Origin of the sequence: Actinomycetospora sp. NBC_00405, assembly GCF_036044095.1 — a bacterium.
In the GTDB taxonomy this organism is placed as follows: domain Bacteria; phylum Actinomycetota; class Actinomycetes; order Mycobacteriales; family Pseudonocardiaceae; genus Actinomycetospora; species Actinomycetospora callitridis.
This window is the reverse complement of the sequence record NZ_CP107938.1, coordinates 4,366,316-4,380,159: the sequence shown is the minus strand read 5'-3', so window position 1 is coordinate 4,380,159 and position 13,844 is coordinate 4,366,316. Positions and strand designations below refer to the sequence as shown.

The following is a 13,844-nucleotide window of genomic DNA, read 5'->3' as shown; positions in this document are numbered from 1 at the left end:
CCCGGGGTAGGACCTCGGTGCCACCACGCGAACGAGAGGTACCCATGTCCGCCGACATCACCGAGATGATCCTCGACGACCACGACTGGTTCCGTCGTCAGTTCCTGCGCCTCGCGGACCTGCGGGAGCAGCCCGAGGAGGCCGAGCAGGTCTGGAACGCGCTGGCGATCCACCTCGAGGTCCACGCCTCCGCCGAGGAGCAGCACTTCTACCCGTCGATGGCCCGCCGGGCGGACGACGAGGACGCCTCCGCGACCGAGGACGCCGTCGGTGACCACGACGAGATCCGCGAGGGCACGGAGAAGGCGCGGAAGGCGACGGTCGGCAGCCAGGAGTGGTGGGACGCCATCGACGAGACCGACCAGGCGAACAACCACCACATGGCCGAGGAGGAGCGCGACGACCTCGAGCCCTTCCGGAAGGTGACGTCGCTGGCGTTCCGTCAGGAGCTCGGGGCGAAGTTCGAGCAGTTCAAGGTCGAGCACGCCGGTGGGCGCGGGCTGTCGTTCGAGGAGAAGGACCCCCAGAAGTACGTCGAGTCCGTCACCTCCTGACGTCGCCCGGGCTGACGTCCATCCGGGTCAGCGCGGCGGGTCCCCGGCCCCGTCGAAGCCGACCGGGGACACGGCGTCGGCGTTCGACGTGAGCCCCGGGATGTCGGGCTCGGTGACCAGCACCGCCGCGGACCCGGCCAGGACGAGGACGAGCAGCGTGGAGAGCGCGGGCACGACCCAGCCCGGCCGGTCGCCGCGCGGCCCGTCGGCGCGCGGCAGGGGGACGAGCGCGTCGTCCGGCAGCGGGAAGCCGTCGGTCGGGCACGGGTCGTCCACCGGGCCGGCGTCCTCCTCGTGCCGGGGGAGCACCAGGGCCGCGGCCCACGGCAGGGAGCTGGCCTCGGGGGGCGCCCAGAGCAGGGTCGCGTCGGCGCCCTCCGGGTCGGCGAGGTGCTCCACGACGGGCGTCTCGCGGTCGGCCACGACGATCGTGAGGACGTCGGTCACGTCATCGCCGAGGCCGTCGGTGATGATCTCGAGCAGCGCGTGCTCGACGAGGCGGGTGAACTCGCCACGGGTGAGGTAGACCTCGGCCTCGCCGGCGGTCACGACCAGTTCCTCGCCGTCCGACACGCACATGATGTGGCGGGCCTCGCGCAGCTCGCGGCTCAGGTGTGCGGCGTCGCGCCGGCTGACGGCGTCGGGACGGTCGCGCAGCGAGTCGGCGAGCTCCGGTGCGACCACCGCGAGCTTCGCGTGCACGACGCCCGAGAGCAGGCCGTCGAGGCGCGCGTTCAGGTCGACCGGGCCGCCCTCGGCGATCTCGACCCCGTCGTCGGCGGCGCGCACCGGCCACACGGCCAGCTCGTCGCCCCGGGTGTCGACGACGACCGCCGGCGAGCCGGCGGCCGAGCGCGCGAGCTGGTCGCCGGCCCACGCCACCGCGTCGGGCAGCCAGGAGGGATCGGGCAGGCCCGCGAGGTTGACGGCTTCGGTCAGCACCGCGAACCGGTGCTCGTCGAGGTCGCCGGGCACCACGAGCACGAGGTGGTCGGGCCGGCTGCCCTCGGCGGCGACGAGCTCGGCCAGTGAGGCGCCCAGCACCTCGGTGTCACCGTCGGCGAGCTCCACGTCGATCGTGCGGTACTCCGCGTCGTCCACCCGGATCACCGCCGAGGAGCCCGGGACGGCTTCCAGCACCATGACCCACCGGTCCACGTCTCCTCCTTCCCTTTCATACTCCGAACAGGCCGACGTTCACTCGTCTGTTCGGTCTACCAACGCGCTGCGTCAGCCGGTTGCCGGGATCTTCACTCATGAGTGATCGAGAGGGATAGTCCGTTCGGCGATTGGCCAGTGCCGGGTCCGCTACGCTCGCGCTCCTCGCCCGGGAGGTGCGCCGACGGGAGGTGTCGTGGTCACCGCCGACGCCTCCCCGCGCGCCCGCGCCCATCCCCACCTCGTCCACCCCCACCTCGTGCCACTGTGGCGGGGGCTCGTGGTGTACCGGGTCGTGGCGCTGGTCGCGGCCGTGGTCAACCTCGTGCGCTTCGACGAGGTGTGGGCGCGCCCGGTGCTCGGGATCGTGGTGGTCGCCGCGATGGCCGTCTGGACCGCGATCTCCTCGCGTCGCTACCTGCGCTCCGGCGACCCGGCCACCGCCGTCGCCGACCTCCTGCTGACCGCGCTGGCCACCGCCTCGACGCTGCTCGTCGACACCCCCGACCGCGTCGCCGCCGGCGGCTCGGTGATCACCACCGTGTGGTCGGCGGGGCCCGTGCTCGCGATGGCGATCGCCCTCGGGTGGCGGGGCGGTCTCGCCGGGGCGGTGGTCACCCTCGCCGTCCTGTTCGGGGTGCGGCGCGCCCTCGACGCCGACCTGCTCTTCGACGCCCAGCTGCTGCTCGTCGCCGGGCTCGCCGTGGGGCTGGCGGCCGACACGATGCGCCGCTCGGTCGAGCAGCTGCGCGCCGCCGCCGCCCGCGAGGCCGCGACGGCCGAGCGCGAACGGCTGGCCCGCGACATCCACGACGGCGTGCTGCAGGTGCTCGCCCTCGTCCGCCGGCGCGGCGACGAGCTGGCCCGCCACGGGGTCGACGCGCCCGCCGTCGAGCTCGCCCGCCTCGCCGGCGAGCAGGAGGTCGCGCTGCGCCGGCTGATCACCTCGGCGCCCGTGCCGGCGGCCGACGGCACGGTCGACCTGTCCTCGCGCCTCGCCGGCGTGCTGCCGACGCACGCCTCGCTCGCCGTGCCCGCGCACGCGGTGCCCCTGTCCGCGACCGCCGTCGACGAGCTCGCGGCCGTGCTCCGCGAGGCCGTCACCAACGCCGCGGAGCATGCCCCGGACGCCGGGCTCTGGGTGCTGGTCGAGGCCGACGACGACGCGGTCACCGTGAGCGTGCGCGACGACGGCCCCGGCATCCCCGACGGGCGCCTGGAGCAGGCCGCGGCGGAGGGCCACCTCGGCGTCGCGGGATCGATGCGCGGGCGCGTCCGGGATCTCGGCGGCACCCTGTCGCTGCACACGGGCCCCGGCGAGGGCACGGAGTGGGAGATCGTCGTTCCGCGCAAGGAGGCGTGATGGTCCGCGTCATGGTCGTCGACGACCACCCGATCTGGCGCGAGGGCGTCGCCCGCGACCTCGCCGAACGCGACGTCGAGATCGTCGCCACCGCCCCGGACGGGGCCGCCGCGGTGCGCATCGCGCGCGCCGTGCGGCCGGACGTGGTGCTCATGGACCTGCAGCTCCCGGAGCTCTCCGGCGCCGAGGCGACGGCGGCGATCCGGGAGGCGCTGCCCGACACCCGCGTGCTCGTGCTCTCGGCGAGCACCGAGCACGGCCACGTCCTCGAGGCCGTGCGTGCGGGCGCGTCGGGCTACCTGGTCAAGTCGGCCGACATGGAGGAGCTCGTCGACGCGATCGACCGCACGGCCCGGGGGCAGGCCGTCTTCTCGCCCGGGCTGGCCGGGCTCGTCCTCGGCGAGTACCGGCGGCTCGAGTCCGAGGGCCCCGACGAGCCGCGCCTGACCCCCCGCGAGACCGAGGTCCTGCGCCTCGTCGCCAAGGGGCTGACGGCCCGGGCCATCGCCACACGGCTGACGCTCTCGCACCGGACCGTGGAGAACCACGTCCAGAACTCCCTGCGCAAGCTGCAGCTCACCAACCGCGTGGAGCTGACGAGGTATGCCATCGAGCGCGGTCTGGACGCCGACGAGTGACATGTCCTGATTGACATGTCGCAGCGGACAGGTGGATGCTCCTCGCCATGGAGCCCGAGACCGCCTCCGCCGACGAGCAGCGCCCCACCGGCCTGAAGAACTTCTCGGGCCTGCTCTGGGACGTCGGCGCGCCGCTCGTCGGCTACTACGCGCTGCACCTGCTGGGCGCGTCGGACTGGGTGGCACTGCTCGTCGCGACGCTCGCCGCCGGCCTGCGCCTGGTCTGGGTCGCGGTGCGCAGCCGCGAGATCACGTGGTTCGCCGCGGTGATGCTCGCCGTGTTCGGCCTCGGTCTCGCGCTGGCGTTCGTCGGCGGCGACCCGCGGTTCCTGCTGGTCAAGGACTCGTTCGGCACGGCGCTCGTCGGCCTGGTGTTCCTCGCGAGCCTGTTCTTCGGCAAGCCGCTGACCTTGTCGGCGTTCCAGACGTGGCAGCCGAGGGAGGCCGCCGAGATGGACGGCTTCTACCGGACGCTGCCGCCGATCCGGCGGATGTTCCGGCGCAGCGCGGTGGTGTGGGGCGTCGGCCTGCTACTGGAGGCGATCGTCCGCATCCCGCTGATCTACCTGCTGCCGATCGATGTCATGGTCGGCCTGTCGACGGCGATGATGGTGACGGTGATCGTCGGCCTGGCGGTCTGGAACGGCTGGTACGGCAAGCGCGCCGGCGCCCAGGCGCGCGCCTGGGCGGCCGAGCACGAGGTCGCGGCCCGAGATCTGGGACTGAGGGCCTGACGCTCAGCGCGCCGAGCCGACGCCGACCAGACGCTCCAGGCTCCACATCGCCCAGCCGTGCACGGCCTCGTACTGCCGGAGCCCGTACTCGCCGGCGAGGCGTCCGAACGGGAGCGGATCGCCCTCGCGGTGCTCGGCGTCCTCGGCCTCCATCAGCGGCCGCAGCTCCTCGATCTCGGCGGCGCAGTGCGCGGCGATGCCCTCGAGGAGCTTGCGCGCGTCGTCGGGCTCCAGCGACTGCACGAGGAACATGCGCAGGACCGTCTCGTCGCGCACCGTCGCCTGCTCGGGCCAGTGGAACATCCACCGGCGCAGCTCGGTGCGCCCGTCCTCGGTGAGCGCGTAGGACTTGCGCCCGCGCGGCCCCGTCTCGTCGACGACGACCTGGCCGGCCTCGGTCATCTTGCCGAGCTCGGGGTAGATGCGACTGTGGCCCGCCTGCCAGGCGTAGCGGCCGATGCCGCCGTCGAAGGCGCGGGTGAGGTCGTACCCGCTGGCCGGGCCCTGGGCGAGCAGGCCCAGCAGGGCGTGACGCAGCGACATGGCGCGACGCTACCAGTCCGTCTTGACATGTCCGTACGGACAGGTTGAGGTTGGCCCATGGCCACCACGCCCACTCCCACCCCGATCGGACGTCGCCCGGAGCTGGGCGGGCGGTTCGCCCCGGTGCCCGACGAGATCGACGCCGTCGACCTCCCCGTCGAGGGGAGCCTGCCGCCCGAGCTCACCGGGCGCTACCTGCGCAACGGCCCCAACCGGCTGCCCGGCGAGGAGCCCGGCCACCTCTTCACCGCGCACGGGATGCTGCACGGCGTGCGGCTGCGCGAGGGGCGCGCGGAGTGGTACCGCAACCGCTGGGTGCGCACCCGCGCGCTCGAGGGGCACCCGTTCCTGTCCGAGGCCGGCGTCGACCTGGCCGCGGTCCCCGCGAACACCCACGTCATCGAGCACGGCGGGCGGCTGTTCGCGCTGGTCGAGAACGGGCTGCCCTACGAGGTGGACCCCGACCTCGGCACCGTCGGGCCCTGCGACTTCGACGGACGCCTCACCACGGCGATGACCGCGCACCCGAAGACCGACCCGGTCAGCGGCGACCTGCACTTCTTCGGCTACTCGCCGTTCCCGCCGTTCCTGACCTACCACCGGCTCTCCGCCGACGGCAGCGACCTGGTCAGCCGCGGGGTCGACGTCGCGGGGCCGACGATGATGCACGACTTCGCGGTCACCGCCGAGCACGTCGTGTGGCTCGACCTGCCGATGACCTTCCAGTGGGAGCGGATGGCGACGGGCATGCCGTTCGGCTGGGACGAGTCGTACGGCGCGCGCCTCGGCGTGATGCGCCAGGACGACCCGGCGGGCACGGTGACGTGGTTCGACGTCGATCCCTGCTACGTCTTCCACGTGGGCGGGGCGCACACCGACGACGACGGGCGCGTGGTGGTCGACGGCGCGCGCTACGCGCCGGCGGACGTCGGGGTGATGTGGGGCGGCCCCGTGCCCGGCGACCCCGCGGCGGCCGCGGCGGCCACGGGCGCGGCGCGGATGCACCGTTGGGTGCTCGACCCGCGCGACGGCTCGGTCACCGAGACGGCGCTCGAGGAGCGGGGGGTCGAGTTCCCGACGATCGACGAGGCGCTGGTGGGACGCCCGTCGCGCTGGCGTTACGCCGTCGCCGACCGCGGGGCGGGCGGCGAGCGGGCCGGCGCCGTGGTCAAGGTCGACAGCGACGGCACCCTGGCCGCCCACGAGCTGGGTCCCGACGTCGTCGCGGGCGAGGCGGTGTTCGTCGCGTCCGAGGCACCCGGGCGCGCCGAGGACGACGGCTGGCTGCTGACGATCACCACCACGCGCGACGGCGCGGCGTCCCAGCTGCTGGTGCTCGACGCGACCGACGTCGGCGGGCCCCCGGTCGCCGCGGTGACCCTCCCCCGCGGCGTGCCCTCGGGCTTCCACGGCAGCTGGATCCCCGACGGAGGCGCTTCGCGCACGTGAGTGTTCTGGGTCGCCCCGGCGACCCAGAACACTCACGTGGCGAAGCCATCAGTTCAGGTGTGCGCGCCAGCGGCGGGCGTGGCGGCGGAGCTCGTCGGCGTCGCGGGGCAGGTGCTCCGCCCAGTGCTCGAGCAGGGCCGCGGCCTCGCCGAACGCGGCGCGGCGGCCGCGGACCTCGGCCAGCTCGGCGACCTCGACCGCGGAGACCCCGGGCAGGGCGAGGCGCATGCGCAGCACCCACCCGAGCTGGGCGAGGTCGCCGCGCGCCCGGTGGATGCCGCGCAGGTTGGCGAGCATCCGCACGAGCACGGACTCGCTGGTGACCGGCGCCAGGAAGGCGTCGTCGAAGGCCACCTCGGAGCCGAGGCCCGTCGACTCCCGGAACCGGCGCTCGCACTGCTCGCGGTCGAGCATCTCCCCGGTGAACGGGTCGAGGTGGCGCGCCGAGCCCACGGGGTGCACGAGGAAGTGCCCCGGCATCCCGACCGGCTCGAGCGCGATGCCCGCGCGGCGCCCGACCTCCATGCACAGCACGGCGAGCGTGATCGGGATGCCGGTGCGCCGGCCGAGCACCTCGATCAGCGAGGAGTTCCGGGGGTCGTAGTAGTCCTCGCGGTCGCCGTGGAAACCCTCCTCGACGAAGAGCCGGTGCACGAGGGCGTCGACGTCGGTGATGCCCACGGCGAGCCGGTCGATCTCGGCGCGCGCGTGCTCCGCGTCGGCCGACGGGTCGGCGGCGCGGGCGATCTCGAGCGCGCCCTCCAGCAGGTCCGGCTCCCCCGCCGCGACCAGGGCGAGGAACCGCTCCACGGCTGCCCGGCGCGCCGCGTCGTCGTCCACGCCGCGCATCCTGCCCCCGCGGGCGCCGGACCGCCGGACGGTCGAACGGGCGTGGTGGTCAGGCGGGCGCCGCCACCGCCCCGCTGCCGCGGGTCCAGGTCAGCGCCCCGTGCTCGAAGTTCTGCTGACGCCCGGCGGGGACGTCGTACTCGGCGCTGGTCGGATAGCCCAGCGGCGAGCCCTCCGCCCCGGCGCCCCGCCAGTGCTCGGCGATCGCGCCGATCACCGGCCACGCCCCGGTCCGTGGCGACCAGACCACCGAGCCGCGCTCGAAGTCGGTGCGCCGCCCCGTGCCGTCGACGGTCGGCGACTCGACGCGGGTCGGCTCGCCGAGCGCGTCACGGTCGGCCGCCCAGGCCGCCCGGACGTCGGTGGCCGACTCGTCGATGAGCGCCTTCACCTTCGCGCGCAGCGGCGCCATCTGGGCGTAGGCGATGTCGCCCGGGCAGGCGGTGTTCCCGACGTCGCGGTGCGCGAACAGCGCGGGCACCGTCGTCGTCTGGCCCTTCGGGAACCGCGAGGTGCCGCCGCCGCTGGAGGTGAGCCGTACCTGCTCGCCGGGGTCGCGGTACAGGCCGCCGAGCTTCCATGCCGCGAGGGCCGCCACGGAGTTCATGGTGGCTGCGCTCGGGGGCAGGGTGGAGTAGTTGCCCATCATCGCGATGCCCCAGGTCTCGCGGTTGAACCCGCCCGCGTGCGCGGCGACCACGGCCTTGTCCATGCCGCCGGCGCGGCCTTCGAAGATCGTTCCGTACTTGTCGACGAGGGCGTTGTAGCCGATGTCGCCCCAGCCCTGCTTCTCGGTGTGGTACGCGAAGATGGCTCGGACGACCGCCGGCGACTCGGCAGGGCTGTAGTCGTTCGACTCGCTGGTGTGGTGGATGGTCACCGCGCGCACCGTGGGTGTGGTCTCCGGACGCCAGGAGGCCTTCGTCTCGTCGGCGCCCCACTGTGCCCGCGTGACGTACTTCGGGGCGGCCGGCCCGCGCGCCGAGCCCATCGACCCGATCGCCTCGTCGTTGCTGCCGACACCGGGGTCGATCCGCACGACCTGCACCTGGTCGGTCACCGGCTGCCCGGCGCGCATCGCGCGGACCTCCACCCCGGTGCGGTCGCCGACCCAGATCGGATCGGTCCCACCGCGCCCCGGCGCGCCGGCGGGAGCGGTGTCGTCACGCTCGGCGCCCGCGGGGTCGAGGTTCGTCCAGGTTCCCCACCGCCCGGCGGCGTCGGTCGAGCGCAGGGACACGGAGTCGGGCGGCGGGCCGACCCAGGTCACGGCGACGAGACGCAGCGGCCTCTCGCTGCGCGCCTGCCGCGCGCCGAACGCGTCCCGGCCGCCCGGCGTGAAGGACACGGGCGCGACACCGGTGGCCACCGGGGCCGCGGGCGGCAGACCGGCCGGCGGCATCACCGCGTGCGCCGGGTCGAACTGCGAGGCGCCGGCGGGCGCCGTCGGGTCGGGGGGCACCTCCGGTCCGGCCGGCTGTGCCAGTGCCGGGCTCGGGAGCAGCAGCGCTCCCGTCGTCAGCAGCACGACGGCGCCCGTCCGCGTCCGCGTCACCCTGCGGGCACGCCCCCTCGGAGCACCGGACCCGACCATCGCGCACACACCTCCGCTCGCGTCGGCGGCCTCTTCATGATCCGCCGACGCACACGATGACCCCCACATGCGCACCACGCGCCACACCACGCGCAGAAGGCGCCCGGTCGGGTGACTTCGGGTCAGCGCTCCTCGCTCAGAGGTGAGCCTGCGCGAACGTCGCCACCGTCCTCATCGCCATGGCGTCCGCCCCGGCGCCGATCGGGCCCGCGACGACGGGGATGAGCTTGGTGACGTTGAGGGCGCCGCGTTTGGTGAAGCGCGAGGTGAGCCGGTAGCCGATGCGGGTGTCGAGCTGCCCGCGCACCTCGGGCGGCAGCCGGCGCAGGCCGTAGAGCAGCGAGGCGTTGACGAGATCGAGTCCCGTGCGCTCGGCGAGCTCGGTGCCGTCGCCACCGAGGACGCACACGAGCGCCGCGGTCCGGATCACCGGGTCCTCGAGGTCCCGGCCGCGCAGGTGGGCGATCGTGGCCGCCAGGCGCGTGCCGAGCAGGTAGAGCCCGGTCATCCCTGCCGGCGCGGTGACCACGAGCGTCGCGGCACCCCCGAGGCTGGTGAGCAGGCCCGAGCTGGCCGCGAGCCGGACGTGGCTGCCGACGACCCGGCGCACCGCGGCCTCGACGTCGTCCTCCGTCGCGCGCAACGCGTCGTCGGCCACCGACGCCGCGCCGGCGAACGGGCCGATCCCGCCGACCGCGCGCCGCCACAACTCGTCGATCAGGGTGTCGGGCAGACCCCGCGAGCTCGCCACCCGACCAGTGTCTCCGAGAGCGGCCCCGTCGAGAGCCTCAGTCCAGGAGGTCGCAGGCGGCGGTGAGCGTGCCGACCCAGCGCTCGCGCGCGTCGCGATCCCGCGCGCGCGCGAGGCGCTCGCGCTGGGTGCCGGCGTGCGCCCAGGCCAGGATCATCGGGTCGACGCGCGCGCCGTAGAAGGCGTCGACGACGAGCTCGGCGAGGTGGTGATCCGCGCTCGCGATCTCCTTGTACTCCCAGATCGCGATCAGCCTCGCGGGCGGCTCACCGAGCGCACCGACGCTGTCGAGCATCGCCACGGCCGTCGCGCCCCCGGGAGCGTCCGGGTGCATGTCGAGCAGCGCCGACCACACGGCGTCGGCGACGTCGCGCACCGCGTCGCGCTCGAGGTCGCCCCACGTCGCCCAGTTCTCGGCGATCCGGCCGAGCACGGTGCGCAGGTCGACACGCTCGTCGGTGAGCGCCGTGCGCAGCAGCCACGGGGTGAGCGCGCGCAGGTCGTCCGGCGTACCCACCGTGTTGCCCAGGGTGAGCGCCAGCGTGAGCGGGTCGGTGTCGGCGATCGACACCTCGCCGCCGTGGCAGTGGGGGCAGCCCGCCAGCGATTGTGGGGCCGGGTGCGCCACGAAGGCGGCCTCGAGTCCCCACAGTGCGGCGTCCACACCCGCATCCGTCTGCACGTCCATCGAGAGAAATATTCGTCCTCGCAACGCGACACGCTGGGCCGATAGGGCGAATATCCATCAGTGGTGTGACCGAGCGTCGCTCCGTGTACCGCCGAGCGTGTCAGCACGTCCACTCGTCTTGTCATCGAGGCGGCGGATTCCGACCGCGACACGCCCGGGACGGGCCGTACAGATCACATCAGCGGGCGTCCACGGGCGCCGTGGACGAGAGTCGGGACATGCGCTCGCGGTCCCAGGCCCCCACTCCCGGTCCCGAAATCAAGACCACCGGCGGCGTCGTCCGGGGCATCACCACGCACGACGTGCACACCTGGCGCGGCGTCCCCTACGCGGCGCCGCCCGTCGGCGATCTCCGCCTGCGCGCCCCGCAGCCCGTGGTGCCGTGGGAGGGCGCGCGCGACGCCTCGCGGTACGGGCCGGTGCCGATCCAGGAGCGCGTCGGCGAGTTCATCGGCGCGGGCAAGCACACGCCGATGTGCGAGGACAGCCTGACGCTCAACATCAGCGCTCCGACCACCCCGTCCGACGAACCCCGTCCCGTGATGGTCTGGTTCTACGGCGGCGCGTTCGTCGTCGGGGCGTCGTCGGCCCCCACCTACCGCGGCTACGACTTCGTGCGCCGCGGCGAGTGCCTCGTCGTGACCGTGAACTACCGCCTCGGCGCGCTCGGCTACCTCGACTTCTCCGGCTTCGGGACGCCCGAGCGGCCCATCGAGTCGAACCTCGGCCTGCGCGACCAGATCGCCGCCCTGGAGTGGGTGCGCGACAACATCGCGGCCTTCGGGGGCGACCCCGGGCAGGTCACCGTGTTCGGCGAGTCGGCCGGGGCGATCTCGGTGACGACGCTGATGGCGACGCCCGCCGCCCACGGCCTGTTCCACCGGGCGATCGCCGAGAGCTCGGCGCCGGGCATGGTGTTCGGCCAGGAGCGGGCGCGGGGCTGGGCCGCGGGGTTCGTCTCCGCCCTGGGTGCCGACGACGACCCGCTCCGGGGCCTCACGACCGCCACCCCGGACGAGCTGCTCGCTGCCGCCCGAATCCTGCGCGAGAGCATCGGGGACCAGCCGGGCACGATCCCCACCGCACCCGTCGTCGACGGTGACCTGCTGCCCGAGTCCCCGCTCGACGCGTTCGAGGGCGGCCGCGCGGTCGACGTCCCGTTGATCATCGGCACCAACGACACCGAGGGGCGCCTCTTCGAGCTCCCCCGCCTGCGGATGGACGTCCTGGTCAGCGAGGAGCGGGCGTCGCAGATGTTCGCGCTGACCCAGCCCGAGCTGCGTGACCAGGTGCTCGCCGCCTACGAGGGCACGGCGCACCGCAAGGACCTCGGCGGGGACTACATGTTCTGGTACCCGTCGGTGCGCGTCATGCAGGCGCACCGAGGACCGGTGTGGGCGTACCGCTACGACCTCACGACGCCGGTGCTGAACCTGATGGGCGTGCGGGCCACGCACGGCATGGAGCTCTACGCCGTCTTCGGTCTCGTCGACTCGGGCGCGGCCCGCGTCCTGACCGCACTCGGCGGGCGTCGCCACCTGCGGGCCCTGTCCGAGCGCATCCAGGCCGACTGGGTGCACTTCGCCCGATACGGCACGCCGGCCGGCCACTGGCCGACCTACGACACCGAGACCCGCCTCACGAAGATCTTCGATCGCACCGACCGCGTCGAGTCCGACCCCCGCCGCGAGCGCCGGCTCGCGTGGCAGGGGTTCCGGGGTTACGACTGATGACTGCCGGGGCGAGACGCGGGGCCACCCCACGACGAAGCTTCGAGGAGCGGAGCGTCCCCCGGGAAGAAGCCGCCGTCAGGACGACTTGGCGTTCCGCTTCCGGGACGCGACGCGCAGGGTGATCGCGAGGGCGACGAGGGCCACGACGGCGAAGACGATGCCGAGCACGATGTCGTCGAGCACCAAGAAGAAGATCAGCGCGACACCGACCGACAGGGCCGTGCCGAGGACCCCGATCCCGACGTTGAGCTTGAGCTCGCTCTGCTTCTCGGGCGCGTGGTCCGGGTCCGCGGCGGGGTTGCGGGCCTGGGGGGTCTTGCCCTGCTCCTCGGTCATGGTGTCCGGGTTACCCGGTCGCGCGCTCCTACAGCCATCCGGGCAGGACGAGCAGGGCCCACGCCAGCAGGGGACCCGTCACCACGACGATCCCGCTGTAGACGAGCATCCGGCGGTAGAACGCCTCGCGGTCGATGTCGGCCGGCGTGGACGCGAGCACCAGCGCACCGTTGGTCGAGAACGGGCTGACGTCGACGACCGTGGACGCGACCGCGAGCGCCGCGACCATCCCGACCGCGCTGACCGCCCCCTGCTGGAGGAACGGCAGCGCCAGCGGGATCGCGACGCCGAGGATGCCCGCCGACGAGGCGAACGCCGAGAGCACGCCGCCGAGGTAGCAGAGCAGCAGCGCCGCGATCAGCGGGACGCCGAGCGCGACGATGGCCTGCCCGACGTAGTCCACGGTGCCCGCCTCCTGGAGCACGGCGACGTAGGTGAGCACGCCGCAGACCAGCAGGATCGTGGACCAGGCGATACCGCGCGCGGCCTCGCGGTGCCCGGCCGGGCACAGGATCCCGAGCACCACCGCGATCGTCAGCGACAGCACGCCGACGTCGAGTCCGAACGCCACCGTGCCCACCGCGAGCGCCAGGATGCCGATCAGCGTGAGCACCTGGGCGCGGTCGACGGGCGGGGCCTCCTCCTGCTGCTCGGCGTCCTCCTCGATGTCCTCCTCGATGTCCTTCTCGGTGTCCGTGCTCGACGTGCCCTCCGGCCCGCCCACCGGCACGTTGTGCGCCACCCGCACGCCCGCCAGGGACCGGCCGCCGAGGACGACGAAGACGACCGCCGCGATCACCAGGTTGATCACGAGCGGGGCGAGGAAGAGCACCGTCGGGCTGAACGGGATCCCCGTCGGACCGACGACGCCGGCCACGAAGGTGCCGTAGACGCTGATCGGGGAGAAGGCGCCGGCCAGCGATCCGTGGACGACCATCATGCCCATGAGCAGCATGTCCACCCCGTAGCGGCGGGCGAACGGCATCGCCAGCGGCGCCACAATCGCGACCGCGAACAGCGCGCCGATCGCCGAGAACACCGCGGACAGCGTGAAGAAGATCCACGGCGCGGCGACGAGGTGGCCCCGCACGAGGCGCATGGACCAGCGCACCAGCAGGTCGACCGTGCCGTTCTGGTGGGCGACCGCGAAGAGGTAGGTCAGCCCGAGCAGGATGAGGAACAGGTCGCCGGGGAACTCGGCGAGCACGTCGTCGAGGCTCATGCCGACGACGAGCACACCGACGCCGGCCGCCGCCACGAACCCGAGCGCGCCGAGGTTGATCGGCAGCACCGTCGCGATCACGAACATCGCGACCAGCACCACGATGGAGACGATCACCGGCGTCACGCGCTCTCCTCCCGCCGCGCAGGCCACCCCGCCCGCCGAGAGGAGGATTCGCCCATACGGGTGGCGGCGTCGTCAATCCCGGCGCGCGGCCAGAGCCGTCGGCGCG

The 13,844-nt window shown here is 73.9% G+C and carries 14 protein-coding genes; 6 read left to right on the top strand and 8 right to left on the bottom strand.

What is annotated here, in order from left to right; all coding sequences use genetic code 11:
- Nucleotides 1–44 precede the first annotated feature (44 nt).
- Nucleotides 45–554, top strand: a complete 510-nt coding sequence (locus OG774_RS21610; RefSeq protein WP_328304224.1) for a hemerythrin domain-containing protein — start codon at nt 45–47, stop codon at nt 552–554.
- Nucleotides 555–581: 27 nt separating this feature from the next.
- On the opposite strand, the gene OG774_RS21605 is transcribed toward OG774_RS21610, so the two are convergent.
- Nucleotides 582–1,712, bottom strand: a complete 1,131-nt coding sequence (locus OG774_RS21605) for a hypothetical protein (RefSeq protein WP_328304222.1) — start codon at nt 1,710–1,712, stop codon at nt 582–584.
- 196 nt (nt 1,713–1,908) lie between these two features.
- Between OG774_RS21605 and macS the strand changes: the two genes are divergently transcribed.
- Genes macS through OG774_RS21590 form a run of 3 tightly spaced genes read left to right on the top strand, consistent with a single transcriptional unit; the run spans nt 1,909 to nt 4,447 of the window.
- Nucleotides 1,909–3,075 (top strand): MacS family sensor histidine kinase, encoded by a 1,167-nt coding sequence (gene macS, locus OG774_RS21600; protein ID WP_328304220.1) that lies wholly within the window; start codon nt 1,909–1,911, stop codon nt 3,073–3,075.
- Nucleotides 3,075–3,713 (top strand): response regulator transcription factor, encoded by a 639-nt coding sequence (locus OG774_RS21595; protein WP_328304218.1) that lies wholly within the window; start codon nt 3,075–3,077, stop codon nt 3,711–3,713. The genes macS and OG774_RS21595 overlap by 1 nt, the downstream gene beginning before the upstream one ends.
- A 47-nt stretch (nt 3,714–3,760) precedes the next feature.
- Complete coding sequence (locus OG774_RS21590; RefSeq protein WP_328304216.1) at nt 3,761–4,447, top strand: VC0807 family protein; 687 nt, start codon at nt 3,761–3,763, stop codon at nt 4,445–4,447.
- A gap of 3 nt (nt 4,448–4,450) precedes the next feature.
- On the opposite strand, the gene OG774_RS21585 is transcribed toward OG774_RS21590, so the two are convergent.
- The gene (locus OG774_RS21585) at nt 4,451–4,990 is read right to left on the bottom strand and encodes a PadR family transcriptional regulator (protein ID WP_328304214.1); all 540 of its coding nucleotides are present in this window, start codon (nt 4,988–4,990) and stop codon (nt 4,451–4,453) included.
- A 57-nt stretch (nt 4,991–5,047) separates the two neighbouring features.
- Here OG774_RS21585 and OG774_RS21580 point away from each other — a divergent pair, with 57 nt between their 5' ends.
- Nucleotides 5,048–6,439 (top strand): carotenoid oxygenase family protein, encoded by a 1,392-nt coding sequence (locus OG774_RS21580; RefSeq protein WP_328304212.1) that lies wholly within the window; start codon nt 5,048–5,050, stop codon nt 6,437–6,439.
- 48 nt (nt 6,440–6,487) lie between these two features.
- Here the strand turns inward: OG774_RS21580 and OG774_RS21575 are convergent, their stop codons facing one another.
- The 4 genes from OG774_RS21575 to OG774_RS21560 form a co-directional block, all read right to left on the bottom strand.
- The gene (locus tag OG774_RS21575) at nt 6,488–7,279 is read right to left on the bottom strand and encodes a SirB1 family protein (protein WP_328304210.1); all 792 of its coding nucleotides are present in this window, start codon (nt 7,277–7,279) and stop codon (nt 6,488–6,490) included.
- Nucleotides 7,280–7,337: 58 nt separating this feature from the next.
- A complete protein-coding gene (locus OG774_RS21570; protein WP_328304208.1) occupies nt 7,338–8,843 on the bottom strand; it encodes an N-acetylmuramoyl-L-alanine amidase in 1,506 nt (501 codons plus the stop codon).
- A 175-nt stretch (nt 8,844–9,018) separates the two neighbouring features.
- Nucleotides 9,019–9,633 (bottom strand): hypothetical protein, encoded by a 615-nt coding sequence (locus OG774_RS21565; protein ID WP_328304206.1) that lies wholly within the window; start codon nt 9,631–9,633, stop codon nt 9,019–9,021.
- 37 nt (nt 9,634–9,670) lie between these two features.
- On the bottom strand, nt 9,671–10,297 hold the full coding sequence (locus OG774_RS21560; protein ID WP_328304205.1) for a hypothetical protein: 627 nt from the start codon (nt 10,295–10,297) through the stop codon (nt 9,671–9,673).
- Nucleotides 10,298–10,539: 242 nt separating this feature from the next.
- Here OG774_RS21560 and OG774_RS21555 point away from each other — a divergent pair, with 242 nt between their 5' ends.
- Nucleotides 10,540–12,051 (top strand): carboxylesterase/lipase family protein, encoded by a 1,512-nt coding sequence (locus OG774_RS21555; RefSeq protein WP_328304204.1) that lies wholly within the window; start codon nt 10,540–10,542, stop codon nt 12,049–12,051.
- 78 nt (nt 12,052–12,129) lie between these two features.
- Here OG774_RS21555 and OG774_RS21550 read toward each other — a convergent pair whose 3' ends face one another.
- Both OG774_RS21550 and OG774_RS21545 read right to left on the bottom strand, forming a co-directional pair.
- Nucleotides 12,130–12,390, bottom strand: a complete 261-nt coding sequence (locus OG774_RS21550) for a hypothetical protein (protein WP_328304202.1) — start codon at nt 12,388–12,390, stop codon at nt 12,130–12,132.
- A gap of 28 nt (nt 12,391–12,418) precedes the next feature.
- The gene (locus OG774_RS21545) at nt 12,419–13,738 is read right to left on the bottom strand and encodes an SLC13 family permease (protein WP_328304200.1); all 1,320 of its coding nucleotides are present in this window, start codon (nt 13,736–13,738) and stop codon (nt 12,419–12,421) included.
- Between the last annotated feature and the right edge of the window lie 106 nt (nt 13,739–13,844).